This is a genomic window from Rhizobium sp. Root491 (assembly GCF_001427205.1).
GTDB classification, from domain to species: domain Bacteria; phylum Pseudomonadota; class Alphaproteobacteria; order Rhizobiales; family Rhizobiaceae; genus Agrobacterium; species Agrobacterium tumefaciens.
In genome coordinates, this window is sequence record NZ_LMFF01000020.1 from 106,347 (window position 1) to 122,218 (window position 15,872).

The window sequence follows — 15,872 nt, forward strand, 5'->3', positions numbered from 1 at the left end:
GGCAAAGAACACTGCGCAGCTTTAATGTCACCCGTCCTCGGTCGCACGGCGCAACCTAGCTTCGGTTTGCCTTTTACGGTCAGTGTGCGAGCACGTCGACCAGACCACGCCCGGCCCCACTATCTTCATCAAGGAGCGGATTATAGATGGTGATTTCGATACCGACTGCCTTGCCACTCGCCAAGCAACCCGAAGCACGGTTCCCAGTTCACCCCACGACAACCCGCCCAGCATACGGAAATCCACTGCCGGCATGGGGCGTCGTCGAGGCAATCGTCATCAAGATGGATGAAAAATCCGTCCAGTTCCTCCCGGGTGAGGTGGTCAACCGCTTCGCGCGCAGCAGCCATGATGCCCATTTTGCGCAAGGCGGGAAGATCGATCGCCTTGAGTTCCCTTGGTAGCGGCTGGCTTCTGTACTCCTCCTGATCCTTTTGGTCGCGATATGCGAACGCGACGGCGTCTTCAGGGGGACGAGAGGGCCACGACCTTCAATATTGGTCAACTGCGACGGGCCGTAGCCGGTGGCCAAAGCGAGGTCCATCGAGGCACCCTCGCCGTTGGGTTCAGCCTCTGGCTAGAAGAAATCCGCGTTGCCATCGATGAGAGCAGGCCGTAGCGGCCGCGCCGTCGAAACGCGAGCATCGACCCCAGCACAATCGTGCAATCGCCGCCGAGTATGATTGGAAATTCGCCCCTACCAAGCATCGCTTCCACCGCGTCGGCGAGTTCGGGTAACCCCGCCATAATTGCCCTGGCATTTAGGACACCGGTATCGGTCTCGGTTGTTGGATCCTTAGGAGGCACCGCCAGCCGCCCGGCGTGGCGCGTGGAGACGCTCCGCAAGACCGAGGCTCAAGAATCGGTCGGGCAAGAGGTCTGCACCGTCGGTGGCCAGGCCCAACGTCGAGGGAGCTTCGACAATTGCATAAGGGTTCGCATACGTGCCTCCGTTAGCGGCTATTTCGCGGAATAGGTCACGGCCTCGATCTTGTGACCATCCGGATCGCGGACGAACGCCGCATAATAATTGACATCGTAATCCGGCTGAGCCCCATCGTCGCTGCCGCCATATTTTAATGCCGCAGCATAAAATCGATCGACCATCGAACGACCCTCGACAACAAAGGCTATATGAGTGCCATTGCCCACCGTTGCTGGTTTTCCGTCAATGGGAACCTGGACGCTGAAGTGAAACGTGCCGCTACACGTGGGGTGCGACCGCCGCTGTGTTGGAGATACAGCCTGGAAACGAAACTGACCGGCTGCGCTATTCAGGCGCACGACACAAAAGGGATATGACCATGGCAACACCCAGACGACCGTCCAATCCGAAAGACGCAGCCGAGGCGCTGTTCAAACCGGCAAAGAAGGTCGCAGCACCGGCCGTTGAACGGCCTGCAATCCCGAACACCAAGGAGCTTGTATCATTGAAGATCGACAGCGATGTCCTCGCGCATTTTCAGGCGGGCGGTCAGGGCTGGCAAGAGCGCATCAACGATGCCCTGCGAGCCGCAATGAATGTGTTCAATTAAGCTCTTGACAGGAATCGCACCGTCGACGCTGCAACCACGAACGCTGTCCGCTGAAAAAAACGCGGTAGCTATGGTTGCAGTGCCACTCACAAAAGAAGAGAGAGAAGTGGTATTCGCGACTCCGGGATATTTCGACATCCATGGAACGCCCCGCCACCCCCGGGACCTCGTACATCATCGCTGTATCGGCTGGCGTCCGTCTCCAAGTGCTGCGCCGTATCGATGGGAGTTCGAGGAAGGTGGGATACCTTTCGACGTTGGCGTCGAGCCGCAAATCACCACGAACGATCTGCATCTGATGGTTCGTACCGCGCTCGCAGGCGCCGGTATTACGTTCGCATTGGAGGAAACGTTCCGCCGATACATCGATCGGGGCGAGTTGATCACGGCGTTGGACGGGTATCTGCCCCCCTTTCCCGGGTTCTTCCTCTATTTCCCCAACCGCCGCAACATGGCGCCCAAGCTGCGTGCGCTCATAGAGCATGTCCGCGCACATAGATCGACACAGCCCTAGCTTTCCGCGGCGAAAACTGGCTGGGTGCGCCGTGTCTCGCACGTATAGATGGTTCTGCTTTCCCGTCCGCTCGACCTGAACCAAGTACGGTGGATACGGGCCGGCCGGACTTGTAGAGAACAACCTTTGGCGCTGCGGAAGACGAGGCTATTTTGAGCCTCGTCAAGCCATCGCTTAACCCGACCGTCAATCTTAATCCTAGGAATAGTTGACCGGGAGCCAGTCATAATTGGTGCTATCTGTACGCACGTGGCCGACTCCGGGAAACGCAATATGGGCGCCTGCCACCAGATATTTACCGTCCACCGCCTGTTTGAATGCAAGGTCGCGGGCAGCAACGGCGGCTTTCTGATCGATATCGAATTCTATGGCGATGCTGGGCTCATCGAATTGCAGGATATCGCCATGGGTGACGTCGCCCCAGAAGACGATCTTCTGGCCTTCGCTTTCCAGCGTGATGGCGCTGTGACCCGGCGTATGTCCGGCATAAAGAATCGAGCCCAGACCCGGGACGGGTGCTTGGTTATCTCCGAAGGTTTCAAATTTTCCAGCTCGCACGTAAGGCGTCACGCACTGGTCTGCCTCGCCAAAATGCTGCTTGACGATGCCGGTCGCCGCTTTGGCGTTTTCCGGGCTCAGCCAGAATTTCGCCTCCCGCTCATTGACCCGTAATGTGGCGTTGGGGAAAGTGCGTTTGCCTTCGCTCATCAACCCACCGGAATGATCGGTATGAATATGGGTGAGGATGACATCGTCAATGTCACCTACCTTGTATCCGGAAGCCTCGATGTTGGACACGAGCTTGCCGAGCGATGGGCCCAAATAGGTACCGGTGCCTGCGTCGATCAGCACCAGTCTTTCGCCGGTGTTGACCAGGAATGCGTTGACGGAAGTTGGTACGATTTCCGGCAGAAAAGCATCATTCAGAGCGCCCTGCGCGTGTTCTTCGCTAGTGTTGGTGTAGAGCTTGGCGAGCGGCAGGGCAACTGTGCCGTCCGACAGGGCTGTGACCTCTACGGAGCCGATCTTCAGCCGGTAGAAACCCGGTGCCTGAACAGCGGCAAAAGGCGCCTTGGCGAAGACGATTGATGGCGCGACAAAGGGCGCTGCGACGAAGCCAGTCAGAGCGCTTTTGAGAACGGAACGACGAGATGGCATGGGTTTGCTCCTTACGTTGTGGTGCGGAACGGCTTGCAAGTTCCTGCCCATCAGCTAAGGATGCGCTAGTCAGCAATCAAATCGATACAACTCATGCAGGTCATCGATCATTTCAATCTTCGTTCCTTCGACCTCAATCTTCTCGTCGCCTTCGATGCGATGATGGAAGAGATGAGTGTAACGCGTGCAGCACAACGATTGAAAATCCAGCAGCCCGCTATGAGCCATAACATAGCCACCCTGCGCACGCTGTTTCAGGATGAGCTGTTCATCCGTGTCGGGCAGGTGATGAAGCCCACGGCGCGGGCGCTCAATTTGTCTGGCCCGGTGCGGCAGGCTCTGCGACAGGCGCAAGCGGCGATGTTGATGGCGGATGCCTTCGATCCGGCGACCGAACGTCGAACATTCCGGCTGGGGCTTTCCAGCGAGGTGGAACTGTTGCTGCTGCCCGATCTGACAGCGCGGTTGCGGGATATCGCCCCGGGTATTCGTATTCTGGCCCGAGGTGGCGATGCGGCAGAAGTCGATGGGATGATGGATGCGGGCGTCATCGATCTGTCTGTAGGGTGCAGTTTCCTGCCGGACTCACGGCACCATTGCGAACCGCTTTATCAATCCAGCGTATTGTGCTGTTTCAATCCGCAATTGCTAACGCTTACCAACCCGGTGAGCATCGATGCCTATTTGGCCGCACAACATGCGGTGATCTCGCAGACCGACAGCCTGCATGGCTGCGTCAAGGATGCTCTGGAGCATGCGGGTGTAGAGCTGGAAGTGGTGGCGGCGGCTCCCGATTTCATGTCGATATTGGCCACGGCGCGTTCGTCTGCGGTGATTGCCACCGTATCTTCGCGCATCGCGCTTCGTTATGGGCCGCTGTTGGGACTTGAGGTCAGCCCGGTGCCACTGGCACTTTCTTTTCCGCCCGTGGCAATGGTTTGGCCGCTTCATATGGAAAGCGATCTTGGCTGCGCATGGTTGCGGCAACAAATCCGTCAGGCGATGCTAAGAACAAATGGGAGCAACGCCGCGGATATTACGGCGTGACGGGCGAGGCGATCAGCATGTGTCTGAAGTCCTAACACCTTGAAAGGATATGAACCAGCGACCTTATCGGTTTTGGTGGGCTATGAAACTGCTAACGAGTTACGCAAAAACACCAATTGCTAATTCGCGCACGTGCCGAGGATCGGCGACATCAGCTTGATGTGGGCATCAATCCGTTCCAACACTCTATCGGGTAAAACAGCTCGTTCAGGCAGAGACCACCAAGACTGGTTGACGCGCTCGACGGTCTCCGTAACAGCCTTCAGCACAGCAGCTTCAGGCAGTCGCGCACGATGCGCGAAGACTTTCCATCGCTGGGCGTTCATTGCCTTGAACGGCCTTTCACCGGCCAGCGACAGTGCCATGGCGTCCGACGGAATGTAAGGGACTGTCGAGAGCACATCATAGACTGGGGCGAGTGCCGGCTTGTCACCCTTCCCATGATAAATCAGCGACCAATTCTTGAGGTGCATGTCGCCATTGCCTGTCAGGACTGCCAAAGCCAGTCGTCGGACGAACTCGAGGGCTGCCGCTGAAGAAACGGCGATCCCAATAGCCACAGCGATATCATGATATGCGGCCCCCTCATATTTTTGAGACGGATAGACGCCGAATACCTGAGCGAAATCTTCGATATGGATGCGTTCACCACCGGCAACGCGATCGAAACGTTTGACGAGGAGAACTTTGCCGTCGGACAATGTCTCAAACTCCTCCGGGATACCCTCGAACAGCGATTGTTCCACGAGCTCGCGTTCCGGCACGTCCATACCAATCGCTTCGGCCAATGCAAGATTTGCAAATTCGTTTTCCGAGACACTGGGAAATGATGTCGATGGAAACTTGGCGATATATGAACCCTGCTCGTCGCCTAAGGGGATCGTCAGACCGCCGCCCTTGCCTGTGTTTTTGATGACGGAGAGTTTCATTTGCACGCCGGCGAGCGAAAACCGGGCCTTCGGTCTCGGGGGTGTCAAACCCTCATTACAAACAACGCTGCCTTCGCTCGGCATAATTCGGACAGCCCCCGGCAGATCCGATCCGAGTGTTGCAAGCAGGTCGAAATCATTTCCTGCTCGCACGCTGCCTGAATGGTGCTTCTCCATCGCCTCGCGCAGTTTATCCTCTGGAAGAAGGTTCGCAAAGAACGATGGCAAAGCCCTTGCGACAGGCTTCGGGTCCTTCCGCAAACCCCCATGTGCCGCGCGAAATGACAAACTGAGCACTGGGAAACCACCCGTCTGTCGATAGCTCTCCTCAAAGCTGAACGCGTTGAAGTCTCCCGGCGTCCTCACGATCACGCCGACCTTCAGGTCATTCAGCAGCACGTCCAGTGAGGTTATAGATCTTGGATCAAGAGGCGCATCAGACATTGCCATCACCATCAGGACTGGCGACGAAAGCAGGAAGGTCATCTTCGGCGCCACCTGGCTGCAGTAAAGCTTCAACCGCCGGGACCATTGCTTGAGGGATGAGCATCAGTTCCAGACCAAGCGCACGACCAATGTTGATCAGAGTGGTCGTACGGGCAGCGCTGGCTCCAGCCTCAATCTCGCGGTACCGCGGTCGCGATATACCCGCCATATCCGCAACCTGCTCCTGGGTGAGGCCCAAAGTCTTGCGCGACGTCTTGAGCAGCCGCCCTATGTCCTGAAGAGCCTCCGGAACCGACTTCATATGATACCTTAACGATTCATCTTTCCCATTATGATATATTTACGTATCTCACTGCATATGCGTATGTCAAACTAGCCAATAGGGATCATATGGGACTAAAAGATCTTCTTACAGATCAATTTTGTTTCCTCTACTGAGGCACCGAAACTGGAAGCACACCCGCAATACACCCTTCTTTAAATCTCCGCTCCTATCCGCCCGGCAACATGCCTGCCTCTTGATAGCTTTGGATCATCGTGTTGAAGAGCGAGATATCGGCCCGGTTTCGGGCAAGGAGCTGCGCGCCCGCGATCGCGGCGAAGATTGATCTTGCCCGCGCATCGCTCCCCTTCTCATCCGTCAGGCCGGCATCGAGCAGCCGCTCCGCTAGCCAGGCGATATTGACGTCAGCGAAGGTCTGCACCTCTGTCCTGACCTGTTCAGGAAGACCATCGTACTCTGCTCCGAGGAAGCAGTGCTCCACTTGCGTGTCTTGCGACCGACTATCTGTCATCGATTGCGATGAATGCCGAGCATCTCGACGCCGCCGCGTCCTTTTCCATCACCAACCATTTGGTGGAACTGGTTGCGCTGGTTCTCGGCGTATCCGATCGCGAGGGGGACCGAGCAAGGGGGACATTGCGCAATCAGCTCGCTTTTTCCCTGATCAATTACATCACTTCGCATGCGGCAGATCCGGCACTGACACCGGCGAAGGCAGCCGAACATTTCCGCATTTCGGTTCGCTATGTTCACCGACTGCTGGAAGACAGCGGCGAGACATTTAGCCAGTTTTTGCTTCGGCAAAGGTTGCAAAAATGCGCGGACGATCTGCGTACCAAACGTGGCAGCTCTATTGGAGAGATCGCTTTCCGATGGGGATTCAATGACCTCTCGCATTTTAGCCGATCGTTTCGGAACCAGTTCGGTGTCGCGCCACGCGAATATCGAGTGCAGTAGTGCAAAGCAAGCAGCACCCGTTTGACGTAGACGGGTTCGTGGACGGTGGATAGCGACGGACTTACATGGCAAGCGACTTGTTGTGCGCCTTGAAAGGATGAAAACCATCACATCCTCAGTTGAGGTGGTAATGAATGTGTAAATTTTCTAATCTGGGGACGACCTGCTCTTCGGAATTGCCGGCTTGAACAGGCCGTCTTGGCAGCTTTGCGCCAAGAGGCGGACATCCGTCGAAGCCGTCAGGATGATCCGCGCCGTGACCTTATAGCCATTCGTAAGTCTCCCAGCGTTTGTCGCGATGGGCGCGGTGGCGGCGAACGGCTGCCATCCGCAGGTTCAGACTATCAAAAAACTAAACAGTGAGCTCTCTTCGGACGATCTCAGCTCCTGCGCTCAAGGAATTCAGCTTGTCTCTTGCCACACGACGAGACAGGGGGGCCATGCCGCAATTGGTGCAGGGGCAAAGTTTATCTGCGTCGACAAACTTAAGCGCCTTGCGCAGCGTTGCAGCGACTTCCTCCGGGGTTTCGATGGTATTGCTTGCCACATCGATGGCCCCGACCATCACTTTCTTACCTCGAACAAGTTCCAGAAGATCCATTGGGACATGAGAATTGTGGCATTCGAGGGAGATCATACCGATGCCGGATTTCTGCAGCTTGGGGAGAGTTTCCTCATACTGCCGCCATTCTGACCCGAGTGTCTTTTTCCAATCCGTATTGGCCTTTATGCCGTAACCGTAGCAGATATGGACGGCGGTCTCGCACTTCAGCCCTTCAATTGCCCTGTCCAAAGTGGCAACACCCCAGTCATTCACATCGTCAAAGAAAACGTTGAAGGCAGGTTCGTCGAACTGGATGATATCGACGCCGGCAGCCTCCAATTCCTTTGCTTCCTCGTTGAGTATCCCGGCAAATTCCCAGGCAAGCTTTTCACGGCTCTTATAATGGCCGTCAAAGAGAGTATCGATCATCGTCATCGGACCCGGCAACGCCCATTTGATGGGTTGTTTGGTCTGCTGGCGCAAAAACTTGGCGTCTTCGACGAACACGGACTTCTGGCGAGACACGGCGCCGACGACTGTTGGGACACTCGCATCGTAGCGATCGCGAATTCTGACTGTCTCGCGTTTTGCAAAATCGACCCCGTCGAGGTGCTCGATGAAAGTCGTGACGAAATGTTGGCGTGTTTGCTCGCCATCACTGACGATGTCGATGCCGGCCTGTTGCTGATCGTCCAGTGAAAGGCGCAGGGCATCTCTCTTGCCTTCCAGTAATTCCTCGCCCTCCAGCTTCCAGGGCGACCACAGTTTTTCGGGGTGCGCAAGCCAGGAGGGTTTCGGCAGGCTGCCAGCCGTCGATGTGGGGAGAAGTTTCTTCACGATGGGACCTCTTCTAAGTGATGCTCAGGCGGGGCGGTGAGCAAACAATTGCTCAAGGACGGCGCGGTATGGCTTGATGAAGTGTTTTTCGGTGAACTTACCCTGATCCACCGCCAAGCGATTTCGTTCGTCGCGATCGTAAATGACCCGGGTCAGCGAATAGTCCTGGTGCTTGAGGTTGGGCTGGTAAAATGTCCCGGCTGCTGCGTTCGCATTGTAGATTTCGGGGCGATAAATTCTCTGAAACGTTTCCATCGTGCTGATGACGCCGATTAGCTCAATATTGGAGTAGTCGCCCAGCAAGTCCCCAACAAAGTAGAAGGCCAACGGCGCAACGCTGCCTGCAGGCATGAAGTAGCGAACCTGCAATCCCATTTTCCCGAAATACTGGTCGGTGGACGAGAACCCATTCTGCCGGTATTCGACGCCCATCACGGGGTGATGATTTTCGGTCCGGTAATAGGTCTTGCTGGTCGAGGCGCTGATGCAAATGACCGGCGGCTTGCGAAAGTACGAGCGGTAGGCATCCGACCGCAGAAAAGACTTGAACAGGTTTCCATGCAGGTCGCCGAAGTCGGCCGGAATGCTGAAGGCAGGAACGCTCTTGTTATGCTCCGGCAGGACAATGCTGAAGTCGTAGTCTCGCACATAGGAGGAGAAGTTATTCCCCACAATGCCGTCGATACGCTCACTGGTTTTGTGATCGATGATCGTCGTCTTCAGTATCTCGATGAGGGGAAATTTTTCACCTGCGACATCGAAGCTCATATCGACCGAAATGATCTCCAACTCGACCGAGTATCGGTCCGATTTGGGATTATCCCAGTGAGCGAGGGCGTTGAAGCGGCTGTCGATCATGCGCATGACATTGCGCAGGTTTTCCTGCCGCTTTTCGCCCCTAGCCAGATTGGCGAAATTGGTGGTGATGCGCGTATTTTCTGAAGGACGATAGTCCTCATCGAAGGGTACGCTCGTGATCGTAAAAATGCAGGTCTGAGACATGTTGTGCCCCTGTAAAGTTGGGGGCATGGGTCTGCGGACGCATAGCAAGACAGGCCGCGACAATGCAGCCTTTGCTACGGCACACTGGGACACCCCGCCCGTGGACGTTATTTCACCAAAGGCAGGTCTCCTGGCTCACGGATCATCACTTCCGTCCGTCTTCCCGGGGTAAACCAGTGACATGTTGGACTTCAGCTCGCCGCTTACAGTTGCGGGGGCAGCGTCGGCTTTTCCGCATGACACGGAGCACCGACTTCCCTCTTAGCCCCGGCACGTTGCGTGCAACGACTGGGGAACCTTAGGCGTGACGACCATATGGTAAGCTACGCCATCGGTCAACATCATATAACGATATCTTTATGTCCTTAAGTCTGCGTTTCCATCGCCGGTTCCGACCGAGTAGGTTGCATTCGGCGTTGTCAGGCGATTCTCACATACGCGGACCTGGCCGTGGCAAACGTCTCGCTCCACGCAGTTGAAAGGATCAGACCACACCACGAATAGTTCCTAGCGCGGGAGCAGCCTGGTGATACCGTCCAGGCGCCCAGAGCGCGTTCCGCCAGACTTAGTCGCTCCAGAAGAGCCAGTACGTCGATCGACGGTTCAGGAGGCAATTGGGGCAGCTAGAAGGCGCGCATGATTTCGCCTGCCACAGGCGTTTCATTGAAGCGGCCTCGCCGGAGGTTGGGATGCTATTCGGACATGCCCTACTGTGCCGGCGCAGCGCTAATAAAGGAATCGGCGTTTGAATTAAATAGCGAATGAGCGAAGGCAAGCACCCTTAAATTGCGGGCCGATAACATCACGGACGCGTATCCGCATCAGCACCGCCGAATTTGTGCTCGGGCCTTCGAACCGCCCCATGTCGTTGAAGGTGCACAGGGAGTTCCGATCCGCACCGGGCATCTGACAGGTCTGGCAGTGGGCGGTATTCGGCTTCGTTAATCGTACCGTCAGGCTTGAATCACTGGAACTGCTAGTCGGCAGTCAACGTTGCGGTTTTACGCTTTTCGCCGCTTTCAGCAGCGTCATGCGTCCCCGTTTCCAATCTCCGGCGCAACGGCCTGGAGCAATATCCTCCTGCTGCCGCCGAGACGGACAGTTATCCCTCACAAAGACGAATACAACCGCTTTTTCGAAGAAAAGGGTTCCAGCCTTTCGCTGCAAGGATTGCCCAGGCAGTGGCGCCAACATGCGGCAACCTGAAATATTTGAAGTCGGCAAAGGTCGAGGTCGGCCCGATCATCAGCCCGGTCGTCAGTTCGTCCCCGACTGTCGCGTAGATCAGGTTATCGGGAGATATTTGTGCGGCGATGGTGGCAAGCAGCGCCTCGGCCCGGTCGGCATCGCCGACCTGCTGAAATGCCAGCGCGGCCTGGGCCGTACCTTCCAGCCACACACCATCCCGATCGTCGTTAAAATCAAAACCTCCCGCAACCGCATAATGCCGATCAACCCAATGCAGAACACGCCCACTGCGGCCCCGAAACTCCGGCACGGCGAGAATGGGCCAGAGCTCGGAATCTATTCCGGACTGGCTCGAGTTGGGTGTGTCGCTTCCGGGTAGGCTGCCGACGTAAAACCGTCCCTGCTGCTCATTCCACATCGCATCAAGAAATTTGCGTGTTTTGTCCCGCATCGCCTGCCAGGCGCGCGCTCCCTCAATTTCGGCGAGCCAACCCGCAACGGCATACACATCGAGATTATGTTCCGTCGATTTCCACTCGAGTTTGGCCGGTGCAGGCTCATGACCGAATGTGCCACCTGTGTAGCCGATATCGCGGACGCCCGCCGTATGCGCATCGATCCAGCGCATGAGTTTGGTCGCTGCCTGCACATAGGACGGATTGCTTAATCGTTCACTGGCAGTGAGAAGCGCAAGTGCCGCCCAGGCCAGGTTGCCCGTTGCGCTGCCGACCTGATAGTCATCCTCGACCCACGTCTTGCTGGCCTCACTCCAGAAACCGGGCAAAAGCATAGCATCGTTTTCGTTCGCAACGGGGCCGGAACGGTAGGCGTTGCGCAGGCGGCCATCGCTGTAATAGCGATCGTTGTTGACGGCGAGCAGCAGCGCATCGGCAACCCTTTTTGCCTCGGTATCGTTGCCACAGGAAAAAAGGGCAATCGTCGCCAGGGCATTGTCATAGGTGAAACCCGCATTTGAAAGAGCGGGATCAAGCGCTTTGCCGCCTGGTGCAGGCTCAAAGCTCCGAAATACGAAGGGGGTGGTGGATTTGTCCATCTTCCCAACGAGACCCGCGCACAAGCTAACAGCAAGGCGGTCGCGAACTGATCCGGAACCGGTGCGCCCATCGCCACCAGCGACCACTCCTGTTGTGAAGCAGGTCATGAGAACTGTCGCGACGATCGATTTGACAGACATGAGTTTTCCGTTTGGTGAGCGCTTTTCCAAACAAGCCCGCCTCTAGCTTGCAGTTTACGTCGAGCACGGTCCCGGGTTTGGCGCGAATTGTTTTAGCTGAAGGCCCTTGCGAGTAACATCTGCATGGACTTCAGGAGGTCGCCCTGTTCCGCGACGTTTTCGGGCGCATTGCGGAACAGCAGCCTCAAGATTGCACGATGCTGGTCGGCAGTGGGGGTGAGAGTGAATTTGCCGGGCGTTTGCGAGACTTTCGTTGCATCGATCTGCACCCAGCCCACCTCGGGCACATACAGGGACTCTGCCTCGGCGTAAGACCGGTTGAAATCCGCCAGGGTCGCGGTTTCGGTCGAAAGCGCCACGATCCGTACCGCCTTCACCTCGCTTGCGCACCGCAATCGACCTTCGAGATCCACGCCGATCGGCTCTTCCTTGTCGACACGTGGTAATTCAATGCAGCAGATGAGGCTGGTGAAGGCAATCACCATGGCGACCGCCGACCAGATGAGGTTGAGACAATCTCGCGCCGAAAATTCTACAGGGGCGTCCCATGCGTAAACGGCGAGCAGAACTGAAACCGCGGAGGTGACGGTGACGATTGCGAAAAATAGCGCTGTAGGCCCATGAATGCGCACCTGTGACCGGTCACCACCTTTCTCCGTGACTTTAAAGGGACGTCCGAAGGGTTTGCGCATAGCCTGAAACAACGTGATGGTGATGGGAACAGCGGTCAACGCATGCGTCACTTCGGTGAACAGCGGTAGGGTGCGTTTTCCCGATATCCAGGTGGAGTAGGCCCAAAACAAAGCCAGTGACGACAGTCCAAATTTCATGAACATCAGCTCGTCGGCCTGAAGGGCGGAAACGCCTGTCAGCCAGTAGATCGATGGTGCCAGCAACAGGCAGAGAATGAAAGGCTTCGACAGCCAGCAAAACAGCCCGTGCAGATAATGCAGCCTTTGTGTCAGCGTGAACTTGCCACGCCACAATGGTCCCGTACGCAGAAGGCCGATCTGAATGGTGCCCAGGCACCACCGCGTGCGTTGCGTGATATATTCTGGCAGGCCCTCAGCCGATAGACCGACACTGAGTTTTTCGTTGAGCCAGCGTGTGACGTAACCTCGCTCCATCAGGCGGTAGGTCAGCAGCATATCTTCGGAAAGTGCATCATGCGGAAACCCGCCGAGCTCGTTGACCGCCGCACGCCGCACGACAAAACTCGTCCCGACGCAGAAAGCGCAACCGACCGCGTCCTTGGCCGGCTGGAATACATCAAAGAATACACGTTGATCATCAACGAAGGAATTGCGGATGCCGAGGTTGTGCTGGATTGGGTCGCAATTAAAGTAAAATTGCGGTGTCTGCACAACCGCTACCTTGGGATCGGCGAAAAGACCGGTTACGCGACGAAGGAAGTTGGCCTGTGGCGCGAAGTCCGCATCCAGAACCATGATGAAATCGGAAACCTGTGGCAGCGCATTGGTGTGTTCAAGTGCATTGTTCAGATTTCCCGCCTTGGCATGTCTATTGTCCGGGCGCGTCACATAATTGACGCCGACCGTCTCGCAATAGTCCCGCACTTCCGGCCTGCGCGTGTCGTCGCAGACAAAAACACGCAGCTGCGGATATTGCATGGCCTGGGCCGCGATAACCGACTTCTCAAGGACGTTCAAAGGTTCGTTGTAGGTGCAGATAAAGACGTCAACGAGTGGCGCATCGGGATTAGTTGCAATCGCGGCTTCCCCTCTATCAGCCAGGAAAGTCCAGTCCGTCCGCCTCGTCAGGATCAGGATCGAGCCGATGGCGTAAAGAACGGAGATCAGCTCGAAGGTGAAATAAATGTAATTCCAGGCAGTCTCCAGAGAAAGCTCGAAGGGTGGCAGCGTATCGGTGGCGCGCCAAAATATGTAAAGGCCAAGAGACAGCAGCATAATCGCACTGAAGGCCAACCGGTCCAGGACCCTGCGCGGGTCGGCCAGTATGGTAAACAGGATCGCGCAAAGGGCGATGACAAGATTGACGTAGAGTACCGACTGAACATCGCCATCAGGGCTGAAATACATCGACTTATCCTCATGGTTGGTCAGGCGCGCGGCACGCCGCGCGTGAATGAGGTTGCTTCGAGTGTCTTAAACAGGTGGTGGGTCGCCCTGCGGGTTTGCATCGCACTCCCGCAGGGGCCCGTCCAATCCGTGCGGGTGTCAGGATTGGGTGCGCGGTGCCTTTCCGGTGGCATCCGTATTGCCGAAAGGGTGCTGGGTGATGATATCGGGCTGATGTGCCCGGCCAGGCACGTCCGGCCGCTGTTGTGGCCACTCGATACCAGTGTGTGCGGATAGCGTATCACGCGACGTTTCGATCAGTGCCCATGCGGCCTGCCTGACATCCGGCAATTCGCTGACGGAGGTCTTTGCAAACTGGAACAGGCTGGCTGATGCTTCATGCACATAGTTCCGGGTTTTGCCGAGCCACTCGCGCGGCAGGCTCACACTTACCCACGTGCCGACCGAACAGGCGCCGTTCTCGGTCAATTTTTCCTGTGCCCTGCTGTCCATGCGAATATAGGCGTAGAGCTCTCGCCGCTCTGTTGGTGGAAAGGGCACGGCATAATCGAGGTCGACACGTTCGGTAGTACGCGGCACCAGGCGCTCCACCACCCCATCGGATTCTTCCGCCCAGGCATCGGAACTCACCTTCACCCGAGAACCGACGGAAAGCGCCTGTGCCTGACGCTCTGAAAAAATCGCCACGACGAAAGCGTTGCGGCAGTCAAGCGCCTCCGCCAGCGTGTCGCCTGCAACCACTTCACGGCCGGTCGCAGCCACGGGCTTGTAGAGCGTTGTGCCCGGTGGAATGGAAAGATCGGCGCGGGTCAGCCTTTCAATACGTGCGCTCTCCGCCGATGCCAGCGTTTCGAGCTCGCTTTTGCGCGTCTGCATGGTGGTCATCTGCATCCGGATCTGCAGCAGATCTGCGGACCGTGTGCGAATTTCCTGCTGAAGATTTTGCAGCGATTGCAAATCGGAGCCGATATAGATGCCTTGGCGCGCGAAGTTCATTTCCTTGGTGAGTTTGTCAACGGCGACTTTGGCAGCTTGCAGCTTTGTATCTTCAAGTTGTATTGTGTCCGCTATATCCTCTCCGATTCCAGAATACATCCCCTTCGCCATCAGCTTCTGTTTTCGCGTGGCTTCCGCTTTTGCAATTCGGGTCGAATAGGTCACCATCTGCAAGGCTGCATTGGCTGCCTGTAGGTCAGACTCGGTTCTTTGCAGTAACGCCGTCTGCTGACTGGCAAGATCCCTGTTCAAATCGTCGATGCGGCTGGCATAGTCGCCAATAATTCCGTTCTTCTGGCGAAGTTCATTATCGAGTGCTGCCAATTGCACCTTCAGGCCGATGAGCGTGGTATTGTCGACCTTGTCGTTTTCAATAGCAGCCTTACCGTTCTTGTCGGATATCTTTACCACACCGCTGATCGGTGTCGTCAGCGGAATGACTGGTGCATTGATGAGGGCGCGGTTCGTCTGGGATGTGAAGACCGGCGGAAACACAGAAGATGAAAACACCGTGGCGACAACGCCAAGGACAGTATAGGAGGCCAGCTTCACCGACGCACTTTGGCGCACTTCTTTGTCTCTATTGCGGAACAGCATGATATCAACTCCTGTTTTGTTGAACAGCCTTTCCTCCCGCAGTATTAAAATAGTTCACTAAGTTTTTTTGCGACGCAACATCGTTAAGATTGCATTAATAAATTTTTCGATATCGCCTAAATCATAGGCATCTGCCAGCGTTGAAATCGCAAAAACTCGTCCACGAAAAACTACAGAGCTAAATTTCAATCGTTTCGTATCAGCTGTGCCTTTTAAATGGCATCTGGTTATTATGCGGGCTCTCACCCGGCCGCCCAGGTTGCAACCTATAGAAGCATCCGCTTGCCAAGGCAGCGGCACGAGTCTGGTTTTCTATATCCAACTTTCGATAGGCCGGCGTCCACAGGTCAGTATTCGCGGTAGCCCAAAAGGGGTCGGAACAAGATCTGGTCCTGGCAACACGCCAAGCTGTGACATTCGGCATGGCGTCGGTTCCGCCTTCGCCGGGTACGGCGAAGGCTCTGCGAAGAGCAGATTGCTGCTGGGCATCACAAGCATCAATGGCGAGCCGATCAAATCAGCCGCAATACGCAAGCGCTTGGCAGCGTAAAAACTTGACTGCAAATTTCATCTTATCTTGATT

13 protein-coding genes, 3 pseudogenes and 1 riboswitch are annotated in these 15,872 nt (G+C 56.1%); of the genes and pseudogenes, 4 read left to right on the forward strand and 12 right to left on the reverse strand.

Going from position 1 to position 15,872, the window contains the following annotated elements:
* Positions 1-79: 79 nt before the first annotated feature.
* Positions 80-964: pseudogene (locus tag ASD46_RS26850) on the reverse strand (arginase family protein).
* On the reverse strand, positions 961-1,314 hold the full coding sequence (locus ASD46_RS27900) for a VOC family protein (protein ID WP_156390112.1): 354 nt from the start codon (positions 1,312-1,314) through the stop codon (positions 961-963). Before ASD46_RS27900 ends, ASD46_RS26850 begins: the two are co-directional and overlap by 4 nt.
* On the opposite strand from ASD46_RS27900, the gene ASD46_RS25735 reads away from it, so the two are divergent.
* On the forward strand, positions 1,305-1,535 hold the full coding sequence (locus ASD46_RS25735) for a BrnA antitoxin family protein (RefSeq protein ID WP_060643049.1): 231 nt from the start codon (positions 1,305-1,307) through the stop codon (positions 1,533-1,535). The genes ASD46_RS27900 and ASD46_RS25735 overlap by 10 nt on opposite strands.
* A 70-nt stretch (positions 1,536-1,605) precedes the next feature.
* Positions 1,606-2,049, forward strand: a pseudogene (locus ASD46_RS25740) (LysR substrate-binding domain-containing protein); the annotation flags it as partial.
* 198 nt (positions 2,050-2,247) lie between these two features.
* Here ASD46_RS25740 and ASD46_RS25745 read toward each other — a convergent pair.
* Positions 2,248-3,207 carry an MBL fold metallo-hydrolase gene (locus ASD46_RS25745; protein WP_060642995.1) on the reverse strand — a complete coding sequence of 320 codons (960 nt, stop codon included), beginning with the start codon at positions 3,205-3,207 and terminating at the stop codon, positions 2,248-2,250.
* Positions 3,208-3,300: 93 nt separating this feature from the next.
* Here ASD46_RS25745 and ASD46_RS25750 point away from each other — a divergent pair, with 93 nt between their 5' ends.
* On the forward strand, positions 3,301-4,254 hold the full coding sequence (locus tag ASD46_RS25750; RefSeq protein WP_060642996.1) for a LysR family transcriptional regulator: 954 nt from the start codon (positions 3,301-3,303) through the stop codon (positions 4,252-4,254).
* A gap of 119 nt (positions 4,255-4,373) precedes the next feature.
* Here the strand turns inward: ASD46_RS25750 and ASD46_RS25755 are convergent, their stop codons facing one another.
* The 3 genes from ASD46_RS25755 to ASD46_RS25765 all read right to left on the reverse strand — a co-directional run bounded on the left by ASD46_RS25755 (position 4,374) and on the right by ASD46_RS25765 (position 6,334).
* Positions 4,374-5,627, reverse strand: coding sequence for a type II toxin-antitoxin system HipA family toxin (locus ASD46_RS25755; RefSeq protein WP_060643050.1), 1,254 nt, complete (start codon positions 5,625-5,627; stop codon positions 4,374-4,376).
* Complete coding sequence (locus ASD46_RS25760) at positions 5,620-5,931, reverse strand: helix-turn-helix domain-containing protein (protein ID WP_060642997.1); 312 nt, start codon at positions 5,929-5,931, stop codon at positions 5,620-5,622. Before ASD46_RS25760 ends, ASD46_RS25755 begins: the two co-directional genes overlap by 8 nt.
* A gap of 190 nt (positions 5,932-6,121) precedes the next feature.
* Entirely contained in the window at positions 6,122-6,334 is a 213-nt protein-coding gene (locus tag ASD46_RS25765) for a hypothetical protein (protein WP_320187777.1), read from the reverse strand.
* A gap of 98 nt (positions 6,335-6,432) precedes the next feature.
* Between ASD46_RS25765 and ASD46_RS25770 the strand changes: the two genes are divergently transcribed.
* Entirely contained in the window at positions 6,433-6,870 is a 438-nt protein-coding gene (locus tag ASD46_RS25770) for a helix-turn-helix domain-containing protein (RefSeq protein ID WP_320187778.1), read from the forward strand.
* 352 nt (positions 6,871-7,222) lie between these two features.
* Here the strand turns inward: ASD46_RS25770 and ASD46_RS25775 are convergent, their stop codons facing one another.
* The 6 genes and pseudogenes from ASD46_RS25775 to ASD46_RS25795 form a co-directional block, all read right to left on the reverse strand.
* A complete protein-coding gene (locus tag ASD46_RS25775) occupies positions 7,223-8,251 on the reverse strand; it encodes a methionine synthase (protein WP_060642998.1) in 1,029 nt (342 codons plus the stop codon).
* A 24-nt stretch (positions 8,252-8,275) separates the two neighbouring features.
* On the reverse strand, positions 8,276-9,253 hold the full coding sequence (locus tag ASD46_RS25780) for a DUF1852 domain-containing protein (protein ID WP_003517106.1): 978 nt from the start codon (positions 9,251-9,253) through the stop codon (positions 8,276-8,278).
* A 102-nt stretch (positions 9,254-9,355) separates the two neighbouring features.
* Positions 9,356-9,569: riboswitch (cobalamin riboswitch) on the reverse strand.
* A gap of 194 nt (positions 9,570-9,763) precedes the next feature.
* Positions 9,764-9,906: pseudogene (locus ASD46_RS27985) on the reverse strand (Fic family protein); the annotation flags it as partial.
* 449 nt (positions 9,907-10,355) lie between these two features.
* Positions 10,356-11,636, reverse strand: coding sequence for a hypothetical protein (locus ASD46_RS25785; RefSeq protein ID WP_060642999.1), 1,281 nt, complete (start codon positions 11,634-11,636; stop codon positions 10,356-10,358).
* Between the two features lie 92 nt (positions 11,637-11,728).
* Complete coding sequence (locus ASD46_RS25790) at positions 11,729-13,696, reverse strand: glycosyltransferase family 2 protein (RefSeq protein WP_060643000.1); 1,968 nt, start codon at positions 13,694-13,696, stop codon at positions 11,729-11,731.
* Positions 13,697-13,834: 138 nt separating this feature from the next.
* The gene (locus ASD46_RS25795; protein ID WP_060643001.1) at positions 13,835-15,289 is read right to left on the reverse strand and encodes a hypothetical protein; all 1,455 of its coding nucleotides are present in this window, start codon (positions 15,287-15,289) and stop codon (positions 13,835-13,837) included.
* Positions 15,290-15,872 lie beyond the last annotated feature (583 nt).